Source organism: Mycobacterium sp. DL99, from assembly GCF_004762045.1.
Classification (GTDB): Bacteria; Actinomycetota; Actinomycetes; order Mycobacteriales; family Mycobacteriaceae; genus Mycobacterium.
This window is the reverse complement of record NZ_SJOM01000007.1, coordinates 285798-305473: the sequence shown is the minus strand read 5'-3', so window position 1 is coordinate 305473 and position 19676 is coordinate 285798. Positions and strand designations below refer to the sequence as shown.

Here is a 19676-nt window from a genome sequence, read left to right as displayed (position 1 = left end):
CCGGACCGGTTTCCGGGTCCGATGCTCCGGTCGCCACGGCGACCAGTGTGCCGCGCCATGGCAACCCCGCCAAACTGCGGGTCAACGCACCCGCGACGTGCAACCGGAGTAAGTGATGGCCTTAAATAGTGCTGTTAGGGTCGAACGGGTTTGCCTCACGACGAGTTGGCCCACACTGAAGGAGGCACGGTTTGAACCGCGCAGTGGCGCTGCGTATCGCGGCATGCGGACTGATGGGGCTGGGTGCAGCCCTGCTCATTGCCGCACTGTTGCTGACCACGTACACCAAGGGCAAGATCGCCAAGATCCCGCTCAACCTGGATGCCAGCCTGGTCAGCGACGGGACCGCGACCGCTTTCGATCCGGAATCGCTGGTGGCCCCGAAATTCTCTGTGGACCGCAACGTGCCGGTGGCACTTCAGCAACAGGTCAGCGTGGAATCACCGTCGAACGCCGACGTGGTGACGCTGCAGGTGGGCAGCACGCTGCGGCGGACGGACCAGCAGAAGGACTCCGGCCTGCTCTTGGCGATGGTGGACACCGTCACCATGAACCGCAGCACCGCGCTGGCCGTGTCCAGCGACAACAACCCGGGCGGGGCGCTGCAGAAGCCGCGGGCCATCGAGGACGAGAAGCCGCCGACGAACGTCGCGCTTCCGCACGAGGGCCTGACCTACCGGTTCCCGTTCGATACCGAGAAGAAGACCTACCCGTTCTTCGACCCGATCGCCCAGAAGGCGTTCGACGCGAACTACGACGGTGAAGAAGACGTCAACGGACTGACCACCTACCGGTTCATCCAGAACGTGGGCTACGACTCCAACGGCAAGCTGGCCGAGCCCATCAAGTACTCCTCGCTCTACGAGGACGACGCCGACAGCACCGTCACGGCGAGCCCCGAGATGTGGGGCGTACCCGGCGAACCCGACGAGCGGATCACAATGGACCGCTTCTACGCCGCGCAGCGCACCTTCTGGGTGGACCCGGTGTCGGGCACCATCGTCAAGACGCAGGATCACGGCTACCAGTACTACGCACGGGACGCGCTCAAGCCCGAGGTGACCTACGTCGACTACAAGGTCACCTACAACGAGGAGACCGTGGAATCTCAGGTCGCGGCCGCTCAGGACGAGCGTGACCGGGTGTCACTGTGGACCCGTGTCCTGCCGATCACGTTCACCGCACTGGGCCTGCTGGCACTCGTCGGTGGCGCCGTCGTGGGTTCGTTCGCGGTGCGCGCCGAGTCCACTCTGATCGATCCCGGACTCGACACCGCCGATCACGGCTTCTTCGACACCCAGGGCTTCCAGGTTCCCGGTGCCGAGGCCAAGACCGAGAAACTGCCCGCTCAACGACCGTCCGACCTACCACCGGACCGGCCGATCTGAGCCTGCGCTCTGCTCTGCTGCCGGCGTATTCGCTGGCACTGTCGTTGCTGATAACCGGGCCGCTGCTGGCGCCCGGTTATCTGCTTTTACGCGACGCGGTGTCCACCCCCCAGTCGTATCTGACGGATGCCGCACTCGGACTGTCCGAGGCCGCACCACGGGCGTTGCCGCAGGACTTCTTCATCGCCCTGACCTCTGCCGTGCTCGACGGCGGGGTGGTGGTCAAGGTGTTGTTGGTGGCCGGTCTGTGGGTGGCCGGCTGGGGAGCCGCCCGGCTGGCCTCCACCGTCCTGGGATCGGGTTTGTCGGGCCAGTTCATCGCGGCGACGCTGGCCATCTGGAATCCCTTTGTGGCCGAACGGCTGCTGCAGGGGCACTGGAGCCTGCTCGTCGGTTACGGCTGCCTGCCCTGGGTGGCGGTGTGCGTGCTGCGCCTGCGGGCCGGTTCCGGGATGGGGCCGGCGTGGGGCCTGGCGTTCTGGACCGCGCTGGCCGGGTTGACGCCGACGGGCCTGATGCTGGCCGCGACGGTCGCGCTCGTCTGTGTTGCGGCCCCCGGCACCGGCTGGAGACGCCTGCGGGTCGCCGCCGTCGCACTGGGATCCGCAGTACTTGCCGCGACGCCGTGGCTGGTGGCCGCGGCTGTCGGCGGCGCGGTGGCAGCTCCGGAGTCGCCGGCCGGGGTTCACGCCTTCGCAGCCAGGGCCGAGCCCGGTCTGGCCACCCTGGGTAGCCTGGCCGGCCTCGGCGGTATCTGGAACGGCGACGCCGTACCCGGCTCGCGTACAACGCTTTTCGCAGTAGTGGCCACCGCTGTGCTGCTCGGCATCGTCGCGCTCGGCCTGCCTGTGGTGGTGCGCAACCGCACGGCGGCAGCGCTGCTGATCCTGGCCGCGGCGGCGGTACTGATTCCGGCGGCCATGGCCACCGGCCCCGGCCTCGCGTTCGTCGATGCGACGATCCGGGGGGTGCCCGGCCTCGGCGTGGTGCGTGACGGGCAGAAATGGGTGGCCCTGGCCATGCCGGGCTACGTGCTGGCCGCGGCCGCCGCGCCGGTCACGTTGCGACGGCTGCGGGCGCCGTTGGCCGCTTCGGCCGCGGTGAGCTGTGCTGCACTGATCGCGGTGTTGCCCGACCTGGCGTGGGGTGTGGGCAATCAGGTGCGCGCCGTGCACTATCCGCAGAGTTGGGCCGCCGCGGCGGCGCAGATCAACGCCGATCCCCGACCCGTGGTGGCGCTGCCGCCGGACAGCATGCGTGAATTCTCTTGGGCGCCTGCCGGTCCGGTGCTCGATCCGCTGCCCCGCTGGCTGCGCGCCGAGGTGCTGACGACCGGGGATCTGTCCATCGGCGGTCAGACAGTGCCCGGTGAAGGGGTACGCGCACGGGCCGTACAGGACCTGGTGCTCTCGGGAGCCTCCGATCAGCAACTGGCCGAGGCCGGGGTGGGCTGGGTGGTGCGCGAATCCGATCGAGACGTCTCGGTGCACCGAGTCGGCGGTTCGGCCCCCACCGCCTCACAACGCGGCGTGATGACCGCCGCACACCTGGTGTGGTTGGGGGTGTTGGTGGGCGGGGCGGCCGGGATGGCGGTCAGCGCCTGGCGAGGACGCCGAGGATCAGAAACGCGCTAACCCCGGCGTGTCGCAGCGCGGAAGCAGCTGCCGAGTTGCCCGGCTGTGCGCGACTTTTCAGCGACAATCACCTCATGCGTACCGTGAGCACTGTTCGTCACACGGTCGATCAGTACTCACGTCACTGAAGCCCCAACCGGCTCGCACGTAACGGATTTGGGCTTGCCCGGCTATCAGCGACAGAGTCGCTGATAGGTGGACACTGGACCCCTGTGGTTCACGGGGTCGATGATGCTCAAGTGCCAAAAATGCGCAACGGCAATGAGTTTAGTGGGGCCAGCGTTACTGGAGTGCCACCTGTCGCTGGATTGTCGCTAACAGCCGGGCACATCGGATATCGCTCCGAAAGCTGTGACTGGTGTGACCACCACGCCGACTGACGGCCGCGCTGACTACACCAGCCCGCTGACGTACTGGCCCTCGTGCACCGATCCCAGCACGGCGTGCATCGCGTCCGCGCTGAGCCTCCAGGAGAATTCGTCGCTGCGGGTCTGAGCCTTGCTGCCCAGCTGGACGCGCATCACGGGGTCACTCAACAGCTGACGGATCCCCGCGACCAGCGCGTCGCGATCCTCGACCAACAACCCGGTGACCCCGTCGACGATCGAGTCGGTCAGCCCGCCGGATGCGCGATACCCGATGGTGGGCACCCCGTGCTGGGCGGCCTCGGTGACGGCAAGTCCCCAGCCTTCTTTGCGCGACGGCAGAACGTGCACCCAACTCTGCTGCAGCACACGGTGTTTGGTCTCTTCGTCAACGTGACCGTGGAACGTCACCGAATCGGAGATGCCGAGAAGTTCGGCGTGCTCGACCAGCCGCCGCTGCCACCATCCACCTCCCAGGATGTCCAGGTGCAACCCGGGGACCTCGGCACGCAGTGCCGCGACCGCCTCCAGGGCATCTTCGATCTGCTTGTGCGGCACCAACCGTGACAGCACAACGAGCCGCGGGCTGGTCGACCGCGGCAGCTCCAGCGTCGGACCGGGAGCCTCGTCAAGCCCGTTGCGCACCACCGCAATCCGGCCGGAGTCCACCCCGAGCTCATTGAGATCACGGGCCGAGGGCAGTGACACGGTGACGTACTGGTTGCGACGGTGCAGTCGCGGGGAGAGTTTGGACTCGACGAACCAGCCGATCCGGCCGCGCACCGGGCCGGCCACCGGCCACAGTTCCCGGTGGCAGTGATGCACGAGCACCGCGACCCGGCGGCCGAACGCCAGCCGCGCCAGGAACGGCAGCCCGTTCTGGGTGTCGACGACCACGTCGGGCCGGACCCCGCGCAACGGCCCGAGGCCGACGCGGGAGGCCACCATGGCCAGCCCGGCCCAGATGTACACGCTGTAGGGACCACCGGCCCGGTTGATCTGCACACCGTCGACCACCTCGCGGCGGGCCGCCCCCGGGTAACGCGCGGTGCGCAACGTGACGTTGACGCCGTCGTCGGCCAGACACGCGCCGATCCGCTGCAGATAGGCCTCGCTGCCGCCGCCCTGGGGATGCCCGGTGTCGCGCCAGCACAAGAGCAGGACGCTCCGCAGGCGTGGATCAGTACGGGCAGACATCGTGTTGAGGGTACCGGTCAGTAGGTTGGGCGGGTGCAGCCCAGCGACATCTCCGCGCGCTTCGCCCGCCGGGCGACCCTGAGCCGATCGGTGCGTCTGCTGGCGCAGTTCCGGTTCGAGCAGAGCGAACCGGCCCGTTTCTACGGGGCGCTGGCCGCCGATACCGTCGCCATGACCACCGATTTATGGACGGCGGCCACCGGCGAATCCGCCGCCGGACGCACGGTGCTCGACGTGGGCGGTGGGCCCGGTTACTTCGCGTCGGCGTTCGATCACGCCGGCATGCGTTACATCGGGGTAGAGCCGGATCCTCGTGAAATGCACGCGGGCCCGGCCGCCGACGCGGCAGAGGGCACCTTCGTCCGAGCCTCCGGGATGGCCCTGCCGTTCGCCGACGACAGTGTCGACATCTGCCTGTCGTCCAATGTCGCCGAGCATGTCCCGCACCCGTGGCGGTTGGGCAACGAGATGTTGCGGGTGACGAAGCCCGGCGGGCTGGCGGTGCTGTCCTACACGGTGTGGCTGGGCCCGTTCGGCGGCCATGAAATGGGGTTGACGCACTATCTGGGCGGAGCCCGGGCGGCCGAACGCTACACCCGCAAACACGGACATCGACCCAAGAACGACTACGGCTCGTCGTTGTTCGCGGTGTCGGCGGGCGACGGCCTGCAATGGGCCGCCAGCACCGGCGCCCTCATCGCCGCTTTTCCCCGCTACCACCCACGATGGGCGTGGTGGATGACCTCGGTACCTGGGTTGCGGGAGTTCCTGGTGAGCAATCTGGTGCTGGTTCTTCAGCCGTCCTGACCCGTTCACTGGAACAGGTTCTCGTTTTTCTAGGAAATCTAGGTAATGTGACGCTCATGACACAGAGTTCAGCCGCCATCAGGACGGAATTCGACAAGCTGTTCATCGGCGGCCAATGGGTGGAACCCGCTACCTCCGAGGTCATCGAGGTGTTCTCCCCCGCGACCGGCGAGAAGGTCGGCCAGGTGCCACTCGCTGCCGAGGCTGACGTCAACGCCGCGTGCGCCGCGGCCCGCAAAGCGTTCGACGAGGGCCCGTGGCCCCACATGTCCCCCGAGGAGCGCCAGGCCGTGCTGGCCAAGGCCGTCGAGCTCATCAACGAGCGGGCCGAGGACTTCAAGCACCTGCTGAAGCTGGAGACAGGCCAGCCGCCGACCATCGTCGACATGATGCAGTTCGGCGCGGGCGTCTCGAGCCTGCAGTACTACGCCGGTGCGGCCGACAAGTACGACTGGAAAGACATCCGCGACGGCATCTACGGCCAGACCCTGGTCATCAAGGAGCCGATCGGTGTCGTCGGCGCCGTCATCGCCTGGAACGTGCCCTTCTTCCTGGCCTGTAACAAGCTGGGCCCGGCCCTGCTCGCCGGCTGCACCGTCGTGCTCAAGCCGGCCGGTGAGACCCCGCTGACCACCAACCTGTTCGCCGAGGTACTCACCGAGGCCGGCCTGCCCGAGGGCGTGCTCTCGGTGGTCCCGGGCGGCCCGGAGACCGGTCGCGCCCTGACCGCCAATCCCGAGCTGGACAAGTTCACCTTCACCGGCTCCAGCGGCGTCGGCAAGGAGATCGGCAAGATCGCCGCCGAGAAGCTCAAGCCCTGCACGCTGGAACTGGGCGGCAAGTCCGCGGCGATCATCCTCGAGGATGCCGACGTGGATTCCACCCTGCCGATGCTGGTGTTCTCCGGCCTGATGAACTGCGGCCAGGCCTGCGTGGGCCAGACCCGCATCCTGGCTCCGCGGTCGCGGTACGACGAGGTCGTCGAGAAGCTCTCGGCCGCCGTCGCCGCCATGCCGGTCGGTCTGCCCGACGACCCGGCCTCGATGATCGGCCCGCTGATCTCCGAGAAGCAGCGCGAGCGGGTCGAGGGTTACATCAAGAAGGGTGTCGAGGAGGGTGCCCGCATCGTCACCGGCGGTGGCCGTCCCGAGGGCCTGGATTCGGGCTGGTTCGTGCAGCCGACCGTCTTCGCCGACGTCGACAACTCGATGACCATCGCCCAGGAGGAGATCTTCGGGCCGGTGCTCGTGGTGATCCCGTTCGACACCGAGGAAGACGCGATCCGCATCGCCAACGACTCGCCGTACGGTCTGGCCGGCAGCGTGTACACGACGGACTTCCCGAAGGCCGTCGAGATCGCCTCGAAGATCCGGACCGGCACCTACGCGGTGAACATGTACGCCTTCGATCCGGGCGCCCCGTTCGGTGGCTTCAAGAACTCGGGCATCGGCCGCGAGAACGGCCCGGAGGGCATCGACGCCTACACCCAGGCCAAGAGTGTGCTGCTGCCGTTTGGCTACACCCCGGAGTAAAACTCACGACAAGATGCGAATGTCCCGCAAAACCCTGGTTTTGCGGGACATTCGCGTTCTTTCGCCCAGGAAGTGGACAGCCAAGATTCAGGTTCGCGAACTAGCGTGACGCGGGTTCATCCGGCACCGAGATGCAAGGAGATCCCCATGGCAGTTTCCGTTGATCTAGACAAGTCGCTCGACAAGGCCTACGAGAGCAAGTCACTCAAGGAGATCCTGGACGCCTCGCCTGCGGCGCTGGCCGGGGTCACCGACGCCGACGCCGAGCATCTCGCCGCGGCGTTCAACATCAAGACCGTGCGCCAGCTCGGGTCGAACAAGTTCTTCGCCGTGGCCGCGGCGCTCGTCGCCCTGGAGTCCGCCGGCTGATTTTCCAGCTGATAGTCAGCGGCCCTGGAAGTTCGCGGCCCGTCGCTCGATGAAGGACTGCACGCCTTCGGCGGCATCAGCGGTGGCGAACAGTTCGGCAACGACGGGCCGCAGTCGGGCGATCGCCGCGGCATCGCCCTCGCGCCGGGCGGTGTGAGCCGAGGCGAGGGTGGCCCGGACCCCGAGCGGTGCGGCGCGATCGGCGATGGTGTGCGCGATCTCGCGGGCTCGGGCGATCGCCGTATCGGCATCCGGCGCGACTTCCTGGATCAGCCCGATCCGGTGCGCCTCGGCCGCGTCGAACTCGTCACCGGTGAGTAGCCACCGCATGGCATTGCCCCAGCCGGTCTGACGCGGCAGTCGCAGGGTGGCGCCGCCGAACGGATAGATGCCCCGGAGCACCTCGATCTGGGCGAACCGGGTGTCCCGCGCTGCGACTCGGATGTCGGCGGCCAGGAGCAGTTCGATGCCGAGGGTCAGGCATCGACCCTGGGCGGCGGCGACCACCGGTTTCGTCCAGTCGCCGTCGAGGCGCCACGGGTCACGACCGCCCTCGGGCATGGGCAAATCGCCACTGGCCACATACGGCGCCACATCGACGAGATCGAGGCCGGCGGTGAAGTGCTCGCCGTGCGCGAACAGCACACCGACGCGCAGGTCGTCGTCGGATTCGAGCAGACCGTAGGCGAGGGAAAGATCGGTGAGCATCGCGACGTTGAACGCGTTGCGCTTCTCGGGGCGGTTCAGCCCGATCAGCAGGACGTGGCCATCCCGCTGCAGCGTGAGGGTGTCGAAGGCCGGGTCAGTCGTCATAGGGGCAGTCAACGCCCGCTCGCAGAATTATGCAAGAAGACATAATTGCGCGTCGGCCCGCGATCCCGGTGAGGACCTGTTCAGAAGCGGTTCACCTGCTAGTCTTTTGTTTGCAAGCATGTTCGTTGGATACTCGACTTCATGCGAGGATTCCGCCATTTCTATGGTGGATGACATAGAAGGGTGGTGCGCGATGTGGGTCGTCGAACTCAACCTCGCCGGTCACCGGTTCACCCGTCGGGTCCGCACACCGCACACCCCGGTGCGCGCCATCACCCCGCGGATGTTGCTTCGCTGTTCCTCGCAATTCCTGCATGACCGGGTCGCCTGACACCGCCACGAAGCCGCGGAACAAGCGCGGCTCCACCCGCGCCCGCATGCTCGGCAGCGCGGTCGAGGTGCTGCGCGAGCGGGGCGCGGCCGGAGTCACGATCGACGAAGTACTCGCCCGCAGCGGCGCACCGCGCGGTTCGGTTTACCACCACTTCCCCGACGGCCGCCGTCAGATCCTGATCGAGGCGCTCCAGTTCGCCGCGGACACGATCGGCGACGTCATCGACGCCGAAACTTCCGGCAGCGCATGGGATCTGGTGCACCGATTCGTCGAATTCTGGGAACGCATGCTCACCGGAAGCGATTTCACCGCGGGTTGCCCGGTGGTCGCGGTGGCGATCGCCGCCCCAGACGAAGATCCTGATCTCACCGCGGCGGCCGCCGCCATCTTCGACCGCTGGCGCACCGCCCTGACCGTGGCCTTCGCCGCCGACGGTTTCGACGAATCCGACGCATCCTCCCTGGCGGTGATGTGCATCGCTTCCTTGGAGGGCGCCGTGGTGCTATGCCGGTCGTCAAGATCGGTCGATCCATTGCACGACGTGGCCCGACAACTCGAATTCCTGATCAAATCAAGGGAATTCGTCCGGCGTAACGGTGTGCCCCGGTTCAGTCGGCCGACGCCCTGACCCAGCGGGCGCAGACGAAGTCGCCGTTGAGCGCAGATTCGGCCAGCGCCCACTCCGAACGGACCGGCAGGACCGGCGATCCCGCCCCCAGCGTGCAGGGCGCATAGCTGACGATCATCTCGTCGATCAGCCCGGCCGTGACGAACTGGGCGGCGACGTCGCCTCCGCCGACCACCCACACATCCTTTCCCGCCGCAGCTTCGACCAGCTTCGGGTGCAGCTCAGCGACATCTCCGGAGAACACCTGCACCGGATACTCGGTGGAGATGATCTGCGGCCGATGGGTCAGCATCCACGTCGGCTGGTCGTACCCCCATTCCTCGGGATGGTTCTTCACGATCCACTCGTAGGTAGCCGACCCCATCGCCAGCGCGCCAATGGTTTTGATGAATTCGTCGTACCCGAACGGGCCTTGCTGATCGATGTTCCGCGAGATCAGCCAGTCCAGGCTGTCCTCGGTGTCGACGATGAACCCGTCCAAGCTCGACGCGGTGTAGTACACGGTCTTCACCAGTCAGTCCTTCCTCATCCATTCCAGTGGGTCTCCCCGGTCGACGTCGACACCGTGTCGGGCCAACATGCCCCGTACGAGTGCACGCCGATGAGCCGAATAGGTCAGCACGTGCGCGACGATCCCGTACAGCTGAAAAGATTCCGGTGGATCGCACAACGCATCGATCACGGTGTCGCCCAGCCGGCCCGCAGCAGAGTACTCCGATATCAGTGTGGTCCAGCGCTTTCCGATGACACGGTGGTGCGCGGCGAGCTGCTCGGCCGTCGCGCTCCTGGTGGTGTCGCGCGAGGGGAAGTCCCGGCCCTCGATGGTCGCCAGCCAGACCTCCTTGGTCCACACGACCGCCCCGAGTGCCGCCGCGACGCTCGGCTCCGGACCGTCCCAGTCCAGCACCACCTGCCCCGGCGAAATCTCCTGTGTCCAATGCTGTTCGGACAGGCCCGTGGCCGCACCGATCAGGTACTCGGTGTCGGCGACATCGTGCACGAGCATGAACTGGGCGATATCCGGACCGGACGCCTCCCCCGGGTCGGCGTCACACCACAACGACTGTGGCGGATGGAAGTGCACTCCGTTGGGAGCGGTCAACCGGAACCCGACATCGTCGGCGCGGGACGGAGGCACCCCGAACGCACGGCGGAACGCCCGGGAGAAAACCTCGGCCGACGACCACCCCTCGGACTCCGCCACCTCGGCCACCCCGGCACCCTGCTGCAACCGCCAGGCCGCACGCTCGAGCATGACCCGCCGGCGCAGTGCTGCAGGTGGTTCCCCGGTGAGCCTGCGCACCTCCCGGGAAAAGTGGAACTCCGAGGCGTAACTGCTGCGGGCCATGTCGCCGACGCCCGAGTTGTCGTCGTCGACGACGGCGTCGAGCAGTTCACGGAGCCGGTCACGTCCGTTCGGTTGGTCCTCCACGGTCACCGAGTATGGTCGGCCGCCGGCCCGAGGAACATGACATTTCCTGCTGTGGTCACCCGGGAGCACTCAGCTGTCCAGCACCTGCGCCACCCGGGCCTCGACATCGACGCCGTCGAGATCGGACAGGTTGACGCCGAACCGTTCGGTGAGCGCGTCGAGAACCTGTGCGGCGGTGTCGAATCGGATCCGCTCGGTCTCGCCGTGACGGTGAATGGCCAGGTTCCGGCCGCGCAGGTTGATCCTGGCGTCGTCGGTGACGAGCGCCGCAGACAGCCCGACGACGAAAATGCCACCCGGATGCGTTGACACATACCAGCTTCCGACCTCCAGGTCGATGCACGGCTGCGGCACGGTGGTGAACCGGTACAGCGGCTGCCACGCCCCGCGGACCTGGGCGGCCAACTCGTACTCCGGCTCATGGCGGGTCGGCAGCTCGAGCAGTCGGTAGGGCTCGTGGCGGGTCTGCTGGACCGCACCGGTCTGCAGCCGGATCGGCGAGGGCAGCGTCTGCCCGCCGAAGCCGACGTCGACCAGGTACCGTCCGGCCTCCCCCGGCACCGTCACGGCCAGCACGTTGTGGGTGAGGGCGGGCAACGGCGCGTCGGGTTCCTTCATCCAGATCACCCGCCCGGCCAGGCGTTCGACGCCGTACCCCAGCTCGTCGAGGACATATCCGAGAAGTCCGTTGTGCTCGTAGCAGTAGCCGCCGCGGCGGCGGGTGACGAGCTTGTCCGACAGCGCCGCAGCGCTCAGATCGCCGACCGGGATGCCCAGCAGCGGGTCCAGGTTCTCGAACGGGATGGAGCGGCCGTGTGCGGCGATGATGCCCCGCAAGGTGTCGGAGTCCGGTTGCGTCGAAGCGTGATAGCCGATCCGGCCGAAGTAGCCGGGGAGGTCGAATCCCATGACCGTCAATCATGCTGCCTCAACATTGGTTCAGGTCAACCGCGGAGGACACTGGACCCATGGCTGCCCACCTAACCGAGGGACTGCGGGACGATCTGCTGGCCCGTTGGTCGGAATCCCACCGCAGGCACCACAACGTTGCGCACCTACACGAAGTGCTCGACGCGATCGACGTCCTTGCTGGGGACGGGCTGCAGTTCGATCGGGAAGCCGTCGAACTCGCGGCGTGGTTCCACGACGCGATCTACGACGTCGGCCGCAACGACAACGAAGACCGCTCGGCAATGTTGGCCCGCCAAATGTTGGACGGATCTCCGGACTGCGACGAAGTGGCGCGACTCGTCCTGGCGACCAAGTTCCACAAAGTCGACAACGGCGACGCGAACGCCGCGGTGCTCAGCGACGCCGACCTGTCAGTGCTCGGTGCGCCGGCAGTCCGCTATCGGCAATACGCCGACGCGGTGCGCGACGAATATGCGGCGGTGCCAGACGACCTGTTCAAACCTGCACGGGCTCGAGTGCTCTCGGCGTTGCTCGCCGGGCAGATCTTCCACACCGCGCCCGGCCGGGAACGCTGGGAGGAGCAGGCCAGACGCAATGTCACCGACGAAATCGGTGAGCTGAACAGCTGAGGTATCGGATGCCGCCGACTGTGACGAATCCGTTGATCTCATAGCCACGCCGCGCGACCTGTGGTTTTGAGAGGATTGTTCGCAGCTACCCGGCGGTAGGTATACGGACCCGCAAAGCAAATGGGTTTTTCACCTGCGACCTGGGTACACTAGCAAAACTAGAACACGTTCCAATCCACATCAGGGGGACCCTGTGGCTGCGACCGACATCGACCCGTCCGAAATCACCAAGTGGGATCCGGGCCTGACCGAAAAGGTCATGGGCTTCCTGCGGCCGCTCATCAAGGGCTACCACCGCGCCGAGGTGCGCGGGCTGGACAGCTTCCCCAACGGTGGCGCGCTCGTGGTGTCGAACCATTCCGGTGGCCTGTTCGCCCTGGACGTGCCGGTGTTCGCGACGGGCTTCTACGAGAAGTTCGGCTACGAACGTCCCGTCTACACCCTCAGCCATGACATGTTGATGACCGGCCCGACCGCGGCCTTCTTCAAGAAGACCGGCTTCATCCGGGCCAGCCACGAGAACGCCGACGAGGCGCTGCGTTCAGGCGGCGTGGTCGTGGTGTTCCCCGGCGGTGACTACGACGTGTATCGGCCGACCTTGTCGGCCAACAAGATCGACTTCGCCGGGCGCACCGGCTACATCAAGGCCGCCATCAACGCAGGCGTGCCGATCGTTCCGATGGTCGGCATCGGCGGCCAGGAGACCCAGCTGTTCCTGTCCCGCGGCACCGGAGTGGCCAAGGCGCTCGGCCCGATCGCACGGATGGCCCGCACCAAGATCGTGCCGGTGTCGTTCGGTTTCCCGTTCGGCCTGTCGGCGGTGCTGCCGCTCAATGTCCCGTTGCCCAGCAAGATTGTGATGAAGACGCTGGAGCCGATCGACATCGAGGCCGAGTTCGGCGAGAACCCCGATATCGACGAGGTCGACGCACACGTCCGCCGGGTCATGCAGCGCGCGCTGGACGAGCTGGCCCAAGAGCGCCGCTTCCCGGTGATCGGCTGATCACCGGTGAACCCGCTCGATCTGCTGACGGGACCGCTGGACCGGGTCACCGACACCGTCGGCCTGGTCACCACCATGCGCCGGGCCGGAATCATCACGGTGATGCGCCCGGACAAGTACCTGCGCATCGCCGCGGCCATGGCGCGCGAGAACATGAGCGTCACTTCGGGTTTCGCGGCCTCGGCGGTCCGCTGCCCGAACCGGCCCGGCCTGGTCGACGAACTGGGAACGCTGACCTGGCAGCAGGTGGACCAACAGGCCGACGCGCTGGCCGCCGGCCTGCAGGCACTGCCGGGCGGTGAACCGAAAGTGCTCGGCATCATGGCCCGCAATCACCGCGGCTTCGTGCTGTCGCTGATCGCCGCCAACCGCATCGGCGCCGACGTGCTGCTGCTCAACACGTCGTTCGCCGCACCGGCGCTGGCCGAGGTGGTCAACCGCGAAGCGGTCGACGCCGTCATCTACGACGAAGAGTTCACCGAAACGGTCGACCGGGCCCTGTCGGACCGGCCCAGCGCCGCACGGATCGTGGCGTGGACCGACACCAACATCCACGACGTCACCGTGGCCAAGCTCGTCGAGCAGCACCGCGGTGCGGAGCCGCGGCGCGCCGAGGAGAAGAGCAAGGTCATCTTGCTGACCTCGGGCACCACCGGAACGCCCAAGGGCGCCAAGCATTCCGGTGGCGGACCCGAGGTGCTGAAGTCGATCCTGGACCGCACCCCGTGGCACACCGAAGAGCGGGTTGTGATCGTGGCGCCGATGTTCCACGCCTGGGGCTTCTCCCAGCTGGCCTTCGCGGCATCGATGGCCTGCACCATCGTCACCCGGCGCAAGTTCGACCCCGAGGCCACGCTCGAGCTCGTCGACCGGCACCGGGCCAAGGGCCTGTGCGTGGTGCCGGTGATGTTCGACCGGATCATGGAACTCCCCGAGAACGTGCTGAATCGCTACGACGGACGCACGCTGCGGTTCGCCGCGGCGTCCGGATCGCGCATGCGTCCCGATGTCGTCATTGCATTCATGGACCGGTTCGGCGACATCATCTACAACAACTACAACGCCACCGAGGCCGGCATGATCGCCACCGCGACACCGGCCGATCTGCGCGCCGCCCCCGACACAGCGGGTAAACCCGCCGAGGGCACCGAGATCCGCATCGTCGACACGGAGTTCCGGCAGGTCCCCACCGGGGAGGTGGGCACCATCTACGTGCGCAACTCGACCCAGTTCGACGGCTACACGTCCGGCACGACGAAGGATTTCCACGAGGGATTCATGTCGTCGGGCGATGTGGGCTACCTGGACGAGGCGGGCCGGTTGTTCGTGGTGGGCCGTGACGACGAGATGATCGTCTCCGGCGGCGAGAACGTGTATCCGATCGAGGTGGAGAAGGTCCTGGCCGGCCATCCCGATGTCGCCGAGGCCGCGGTGATCGGCGTCAATGACACGCAGTACGGGCAGCGGCTTGCCGCGTTCGTGGTGCTCTCCGGTGCGGTCACCCCCGATGAGCTCAAGGCGTACGTTCGCGAGAACCTGGCCAATTACAAAGTGCCGCGGGAGATCACCGTGCTCGACGAGTTGCCGCGCAACAGCACCGGCAAGATCGACCGACGCCAACTCCAGGAGAAGGTGGATGGCTGAACGTCGACGGCTGCTCGCAGCGGCGGCCGAGTTGCTCAACGCTGCCAACGCAGTGAAACCGCTCGGACGCAAGGGTTACAGCACCATCCTCGCCTTCGCCTTCGGCTGGCCGACTTCGGAGAACGCCCCGCTGGTGATCACCGGGTCGGCCCTGGATGCGCTGCGCCGCGGCATCCGTGGCGACTACCGGTCCGCGAGCGGCCGGATCTCCCTGCTACTCAAGGCGATTTCCTGGGCACTGCTGGTGCTGGTGCACCGTCGCGGTGTGCAGTCGCGGCACTACTTCGAAGATCCGGTACGTGAAGCCCTGGCCGACGAGTATCCGTCGGCGCTGCGGCCCCTACGTCGTGGCGAGGTGTACTCGACGTCGATGAGCCGGCGCCGCTACGTACGCAAGACCGTGCACTACGGCCCGCACCGGGCCAACCTCGCCGACATCTGGATGCGTCCGGACCTGCCGCTCGACGGCAAGGCGCCGGTGTTGCTGCAGGTACCGGGCGGGGCGTGGATGATCGGTATGCGCCGGCCGCAGTCATATCCACTGATGAGTCACCTGGCCGAGCAGGGCTGGATCTGCGTGTCGATCGGCTACCGGATCAGCCCGCGCCACCCGTGGCCCAACCACATCATCGACGTGAAACAGGCCTTGGCGTGGGTGAAGGCCAACATCGCCGAATACGGCGGCGACCCAGACGCGGTGTGCATCACCGGCGGATCGGCGGGTGGGCATCTGACCGCACTGGCCGCACTGACCCCCAATGATCCCAAGTGGCAGCCGGGTTTCGAGGATGCCGACACCTCGGTGGCGGCGGCGGTGCCCGTCTACGGCCGCTACGACTGGTTCAGCACCACCGGCACCGGGCGCGCGGAGTTCGTCGAGGCGCTGGAGCGGCTCATCGTCAAGCTGCCGCTGGCCACCAATGACCAGGTGTACAAGGATGCCTCACCGATCACGCTGGTACACCCCGACGCCCCACCGTTCTTCGTGCTGCACGGGGCCGACGACTCCGTCATCCCGGTAGGCGAAGGCCGCGAGTTCGTGGCTGCACTGCGCAAGGTGTCGAACTCACCGGTGATCTACGCCGAGATTCCACACGCCCAGCACGCGTTCGACATCTTCGGCTCACCGCGCGGGCACTACACGGCCGATGCCGTCGCGGAGTTCCTGAACTGGGCCCGGGCCAGGGCCACGGCGCAGAACACCGCGGACGCCGCTTCCGGTTACTAGAATTTTTCACATGTCCACACCGGACACCGAGATCGCCGCGCTGACCGCCGCGCTGCCGGATCGCGCGGTGATCACCGACCCTGCCCTGATCGAAGGCTATCGCCGCGACGCCGCGCTCGACCCGGAAGCGGGCCGACCGCGGGCCGTGGTGCGGGCCGGTAGCACCGAAGACGTGCAAGCCGTGCTGCGGTGGGCGAGCGCACACCGTGTCGCCGTGGTGCCCCGGGGCGCGGGATCCGGGCTTGCCGGCGGCGCCAACGGGGTCGACGGCGGCATCATTCTCAGCACCGAACGGATGCGCGACATCCGCATCGACACCGCGAGCCGCACCGCGGTGGTGCAACCCGGTCTGATGAACTCCGAAGTAAAAAAGGCCGCCGCTGAGCACGGGCTGTGGTACCCACCCGACCCCGGTTCGGTCGAAATCTCCTCGATCGGCGGGAACGCGGCGACCAATGCCGGCGGGTTGTGCTGTGTGAAGTACGGGGTCACCAGTGACTACGTGCTGGGCATGCAGGTGGTGCTGGCCGACGGCACGGCTGTGCGGTTGGGCGGCCCACGACTGAAAGACGTTGCCGGCCTGTCGTTGACGAAGCTGTTCGTGGGTTCCGAGGGCATCCTCGGCGTGATCACCGAACTCACCCTGCGGCTGATCCCGGCGCAGCCCCCGGCATCGACCGCGGTCGCGCTATTCGGCTCCGTGCAGGACGCCGCCGACGCGGTGGTGGCCATCACCGAGAAGGTCCGGCCGGCCATGTTGGAGCTGATGGACCACGCCACCATCAACGCGGTCGAGGACTATCGCCGCATGGGCCTGGACCGCTCGGCAGAGGCGATGCTGCTGGTTCAGTCCGACGCACCGGGCGCCGCCGCCGAGGAAATCGCGCACATCGTCGAGGCCTGCGAAAAGGCGGGGGCCACTGAGGTTTACGCGACCGATGACCCGGAAGAGGGCGCCGCGTTCACGGCGGCTCGCCGCCTGGTGGGCCTGGCCCTGATGCAACTGGGTACGTTCTATCTCGAGGACGTGACGGTGCCGATACCCGACCTGCCGGAACTGGTGGCCGGCATCAAGCGCATCGCCGACGACTGCGACGTGCTGATCTGCGTCGTCGCGCACGCCGGTGACGGAAACACCCACCCGGTGGTGGTGTTCGATGCCCAGGATCCGGATATGAGTGAGCGGGCCCGGGTCGCGTTCGCCCGCGTCATGGAACTGGCGATCGCCATGGGCGGCACCATCACCGGCGAGCACGGCATCGGCCGGCTCAAAAGGGATTGGCTGCCACTGCAACTCGGCGACGACGTGATGGCGCTGACCCGCCGGATCAAGGATGCCCTGGACCCACAGGGCATCCTCAATCCGGGTTCGGTACTGCGCTGACTCAGCTTTCGGCCAGCACCCCGTGCAAGGCCTTCTTCGCCTCGGTGATCGCCGCGAGCAGGTTCGTCCGCACCTCACCGAGCTTGGCCTTCTGCTCGTCCGTGCCCGTGAACGCGATGGTGCGGGCCAGGCCCGCGACCTCGTGCAGGCCGGTGCGGATCTTGATGACGTCCGCGAACTTGCCCGCCTTGCCCAAGAACGCATGTGCGGTCTCGCTGGTGACACCACGCCAGGCCAGCAACTGAGTGCCGAAGTCGGTCAGCGTGGCGACACCGTCGGACACGGTGACCACACCGCGGCCGGCCAGCGCGGCGATCGCCAAATCGACGATGTCCTGCGGCGGGGTGAACGCACCACCGGTGGCTTCCGTGGTGCGTTCGACGATCTGTTCAGCCGTGGCCGGCCCGTCGAGTAGCAGTGCCGCGGTGCCGATCGCCGCGCGCTTGAGCCCAAAGCCCGGCCCACCGAAACCGCCGCCGAAGCCGGGTCCGCCGAACGCTCCCGCACCGAAACCGCCGAAGCCGCCGTGCTCACCGTGACCGCAGTTACCGCCGCCGAAGCCCGGGCCTCCGCCGCCAAAGAATCCTCCAAAACCCATGTCACACATCCTTTTCCAGATTTTCAACCGGACCGACGGAACGCGGCCCAGTAGGTGTATCAAGTTCCTTGATACGCCCCATTCGGGGCCAATTCAATGAGATCTGGCTGAGAACTGCTTGAGCTCTGAGCGAAACGGTGCGACCGGTCCGCATGTCGATGAGGACAGCGCGTGTGAAGATGCCAGCTATGACTGCCCCAGACAGCGAGCCGCTGGGATACCTGCTGCACCGGGTGGCGGCAACGCTGCGCCCGGAGGCCGCCGCTGTTCTCGCTCCGCTCGGACTCGGACTGGCGGAGTTCGTCTGCCTGCGGATCATCTCGCTGAATCCCGGGCTCACCAGCGCCGACCTGGCCCGCTACACCAATGTCAGCGCGCAGGCGACCAACCAGCTGCTGCACCGCCTGGAAGCCGCGGGCACTGTGCGCCGCGATACGGCAGCGGTGGGAAAAGCACTGCCTGCCGAGCTCACTTCGGCAGGCCGAGCGTTGCTCACCCGCGCCGAGGAGGCCGTCCACACGGCTGATCAGCGCGTGCTGGACCGCCTGACGCCCACCGAACAACAGCAGCTCAAGGCGTTGTTACGCAAGGCCGGACGCGACGACACCGCGTGCGGGCCGGTTGGCTCCTGACTCAGAACACCCGCACCTGGCCCTCGAGGACCGGAACGGTCTCGGGGAGCTTGTAGGTCTCGATGCCGTTGCGGAACATGATGGCCTCACGCGCGTGCTCGGGCAGGTGCTTGACCAGCCAGCGCGGATCATCGAACGTCCAGTGCGGATAGTCGCTGGAGAACAGCAGGATCTTCTCGCACTCCATCCACTCGAAGGCCCGCGACAGCTCGGTCTTGTCCTCGGGGTAATCGAGTGGCTGCGTGGTGAACTTGATGTGGTCCTTGACGTATTCGGACGGTTTGCGCTTGATGTCCATCCAGGATTTGCGCGCCTCGTAGATCGCGTCCATGCGCCACATCAGCGGCAGGATCCAGCTGAACGCATGCTCGACCAACACAATGCGCAGGGTCGGGAACCGGTCGAACACGCCATCGAAGACCAGGCTCATCACCTGATTGGCCGCCAGCAGCGAGTACGTGACCATGAAGTCGTGGTTGTAGCTCGGCAACCCCACCGGCGGTATCGGTAGCTCGTCGAACTCGCCGCGCCCCAGGTGACAGCTCACGGTGATGTCATGCTTGGTCGCCGCCGCCCATACCGGGTCGTACTTCGGGTCCCCCCACGACGGCCGTGGTTCGGCCGTGATGAGGATCTGCGCCATGTACGGATGCCCGGCCCAGCGCTCTATCTCCTGCGCCGCCGACTCCGGAGCCTCGATTGCGACGCAGATCGAGCCCCGCCACCGCTCGTGCCAGTTGTTGTGACTGTCGAGCCAGTGGTTGGCCTGCCAGTCGTTCATCGCGCACTTCATGGCGTGGTTGGCCTCGGGGATGTGCGCCCCATAGGCCGCGGGCTCCAGGATCGCGATGTCCGAACCGGCCTCCATGATCAACTGCCGGAAGGCGAGGTCAGGATCGCTGCCTGCGAATTCGCCGTCGGCCGGGAACGTGTCAGCGCGCATGGCGTAGGCGTGCGCGTAGTCGGGGGCGTCGTAGTAGATGAGCTCACCCACATCGTGGGTGTTGAAGTATCTGCTGCGCCAGGGCTCCGGGATGTACTGACCCAATTCGCCCCGACGCGGCATGGGATGCACATCGGAGTCGACGCAGCGCACCGCGATGCGTTCGGTGGCGGGAACCCTCTGCGAGGTGGTCACGGTCATCTT

The 19676-nt window shown here is 66.9% G+C and carries 20 protein-coding genes; 13 read left to right on the top strand and 7 right to left on the bottom strand.

What is annotated here, in order from left to right; genetic code table 11:
- Positions 1-191: 191 nt before the first annotated feature.
- A complete protein-coding gene (pgfA, locus tag EYZ64_RS01675) occupies positions 192-1388 on the top strand; it encodes a cell envelope lipid trafficking protein PgfA (protein ID WP_135451588.1) in 1197 nt (398 codons plus the stop codon).
- Between the two features lie 17 nt (positions 1389-1405).
- The gene (locus EYZ64_RS01670; protein WP_135459727.1) at positions 1406-3022 is read left to right on the top strand and encodes an MmpA family trehalose lipid delivery protein; all 1617 of its coding nucleotides are present in this window, start codon (positions 1406-1408) and stop codon (positions 3020-3022) included.
- Positions 3023-3414: 392 nt separating this feature from the next.
- Here EYZ64_RS01670 and EYZ64_RS01665 read toward each other — a convergent pair whose 3' ends face one another.
- Positions 3415-4584 (bottom strand): glycosyltransferase family 4 protein, encoded by a 1170-nt coding sequence (locus EYZ64_RS01665; RefSeq protein ID WP_135451587.1) that lies wholly within the window; start codon positions 4582-4584, stop codon positions 3415-3417.
- Positions 4585-4632: 48 nt separating this feature from the next.
- Between EYZ64_RS01665 and EYZ64_RS01660 the strand changes: the two genes are divergently transcribed.
- The 3 genes from EYZ64_RS01660 (at position 4633) to EYZ64_RS01650 (ending at position 7292) form a co-directional block, all read left to right on the top strand.
- A complete protein-coding gene (locus EYZ64_RS01660) occupies positions 4633-5391 on the top strand; it encodes a class I SAM-dependent methyltransferase (protein ID WP_210115613.1) in 759 nt (252 codons plus the stop codon).
- A 56-nt stretch (positions 5392-5447) separates the two neighbouring features.
- Positions 5448-6923: an aldehyde dehydrogenase gene (locus tag EYZ64_RS01655; RefSeq protein ID WP_167857671.1), complete on the top strand. Its 1476-nt coding sequence runs from the start codon at positions 5448-5450 to the stop codon at positions 6921-6923.
- Positions 6924-7070: 147 nt separating this feature from the next.
- Positions 7071-7292: a hypothetical protein gene (locus tag EYZ64_RS01650; protein ID WP_135451584.1), complete on the top strand. Its 222-nt coding sequence runs from the start codon at positions 7071-7073 to the stop codon at positions 7290-7292.
- 15 nt (positions 7293-7307) lie between these two features.
- On the opposite strand, the gene EYZ64_RS01645 is transcribed toward EYZ64_RS01650, so the two are convergent.
- Positions 7308-8105, bottom strand: a complete 798-nt coding sequence (locus tag EYZ64_RS01645) for a crotonase/enoyl-CoA hydratase family protein (RefSeq protein ID WP_135451583.1) — start codon at positions 8103-8105, stop codon at positions 7308-7310.
- Between the two features lie 193 nt (positions 8106-8298).
- Between EYZ64_RS01645 and EYZ64_RS31920 the strand changes: the two genes are divergently transcribed.
- Both EYZ64_RS31920 and EYZ64_RS01640 read left to right on the top strand, forming a co-directional pair.
- Positions 8299-8436: a hypothetical protein gene (locus tag EYZ64_RS31920; protein WP_167857670.1), complete on the top strand. Its 138-nt coding sequence runs from the start codon at positions 8299-8301 to the stop codon at positions 8434-8436.
- Positions 8420-9067 (top strand): TetR/AcrR family transcriptional regulator, encoded by a 648-nt coding sequence (locus tag EYZ64_RS01640; protein ID WP_135451582.1) that lies wholly within the window; start codon positions 8420-8422, stop codon positions 9065-9067. Before EYZ64_RS31920 ends, EYZ64_RS01640 begins: the two co-directional genes overlap by 17 nt.
- On the opposite strand, the gene EYZ64_RS01635 is transcribed toward EYZ64_RS01640, so the two are convergent.
- The 3 genes from EYZ64_RS01635 to EYZ64_RS01625 form a co-directional block, all read right to left on the bottom strand.
- Complete coding sequence (locus tag EYZ64_RS01635; RefSeq protein ID WP_135451581.1) at positions 9048-9578, bottom strand: dihydrofolate reductase family protein; 531 nt, start codon at positions 9576-9578, stop codon at positions 9048-9050. The genes EYZ64_RS01640 and EYZ64_RS01635 overlap by 20 nt on opposite strands.
- 3 nt (positions 9579-9581) lie before the next feature.
- Positions 9582-10505, bottom strand: coding sequence for a helix-turn-helix domain-containing protein (locus EYZ64_RS01630; RefSeq protein WP_167857669.1), 924 nt, complete (start codon positions 10503-10505; stop codon positions 9582-9584).
- Positions 10506-10568: 63 nt separating this feature from the next.
- Positions 10569-11408, bottom strand: a complete 840-nt coding sequence (locus EYZ64_RS01625) for an arylamine N-acetyltransferase family protein (RefSeq protein WP_135451579.1) — start codon at positions 11406-11408, stop codon at positions 10569-10571.
- A 59-nt stretch (positions 11409-11467) separates the two neighbouring features.
- Between EYZ64_RS01625 and EYZ64_RS01620 the strand changes: the two genes are divergently transcribed.
- The 5 genes from EYZ64_RS01620 to EYZ64_RS01600 all read left to right on the top strand — a co-directional run bounded on the left by EYZ64_RS01620 (position 11468) and on the right by EYZ64_RS01600 (position 17299).
- Complete coding sequence (locus EYZ64_RS01620) at positions 11468-12040, top strand: HD domain-containing protein (RefSeq protein ID WP_135451578.1); 573 nt, start codon at positions 11468-11470, stop codon at positions 12038-12040.
- A 193-nt stretch (positions 12041-12233) separates the two neighbouring features.
- Positions 12234-13043, top strand: coding sequence for a 1-acyl-sn-glycerol-3-phosphate acyltransferase (locus EYZ64_RS01615; RefSeq protein WP_135451577.1), 810 nt, complete (start codon positions 12234-12236; stop codon positions 13041-13043).
- Between the two features lie 75 nt (positions 13044-13118).
- Positions 13119-14687, top strand: a complete 1569-nt coding sequence (gene fadD12 / locus EYZ64_RS01610) for an acyl-CoA ligase FadD12 (protein WP_502703001.1) — start codon at positions 13119-13121, stop codon at positions 14685-14687.
- Positions 14680-15915 (top strand): alpha/beta hydrolase, encoded by a 1236-nt coding sequence (locus EYZ64_RS01605; protein ID WP_135451575.1) that lies wholly within the window; start codon positions 14680-14682, stop codon positions 15913-15915. Before fadD12 ends, EYZ64_RS01605 begins: the two co-directional genes overlap by 8 nt.
- Positions 15916-15925: 10 nt before the next feature.
- On the top strand, positions 15926-17299 hold the full coding sequence (locus tag EYZ64_RS01600; protein WP_135451574.1) for an FAD-binding oxidoreductase: 1374 nt from the start codon (positions 15926-15928) through the stop codon (positions 17297-17299).
- 1 nt (position 17300) lies between these two features.
- Here EYZ64_RS01600 and EYZ64_RS01595 read toward each other — a convergent pair whose 3' ends face one another.
- Positions 17301-17897, bottom strand: coding sequence for a hypothetical protein (locus tag EYZ64_RS01595; RefSeq protein ID WP_135451573.1), 597 nt, complete (start codon positions 17895-17897; stop codon positions 17301-17303).
- A gap of 188 nt (positions 17898-18085) precedes the next feature.
- On the opposite strand from EYZ64_RS01595, the gene EYZ64_RS01590 reads away from it, so the two are divergent.
- Positions 18086-18529, top strand: a complete 444-nt coding sequence (locus tag EYZ64_RS01590) for a MarR family winged helix-turn-helix transcriptional regulator (RefSeq protein ID WP_135451572.1) — start codon at positions 18086-18088, stop codon at positions 18527-18529.
- A gap of 1 nt (position 18530) precedes the next feature.
- Here EYZ64_RS01590 and EYZ64_RS01585 read toward each other — a convergent pair whose 3' ends face one another.
- Positions 18531-19673, bottom strand: a complete 1143-nt coding sequence (locus EYZ64_RS01585; protein ID WP_135451571.1) for an amidohydrolase family protein — start codon at positions 19671-19673, stop codon at positions 18531-18533.
- Positions 19674-19676 lie beyond the last annotated feature (3 nt).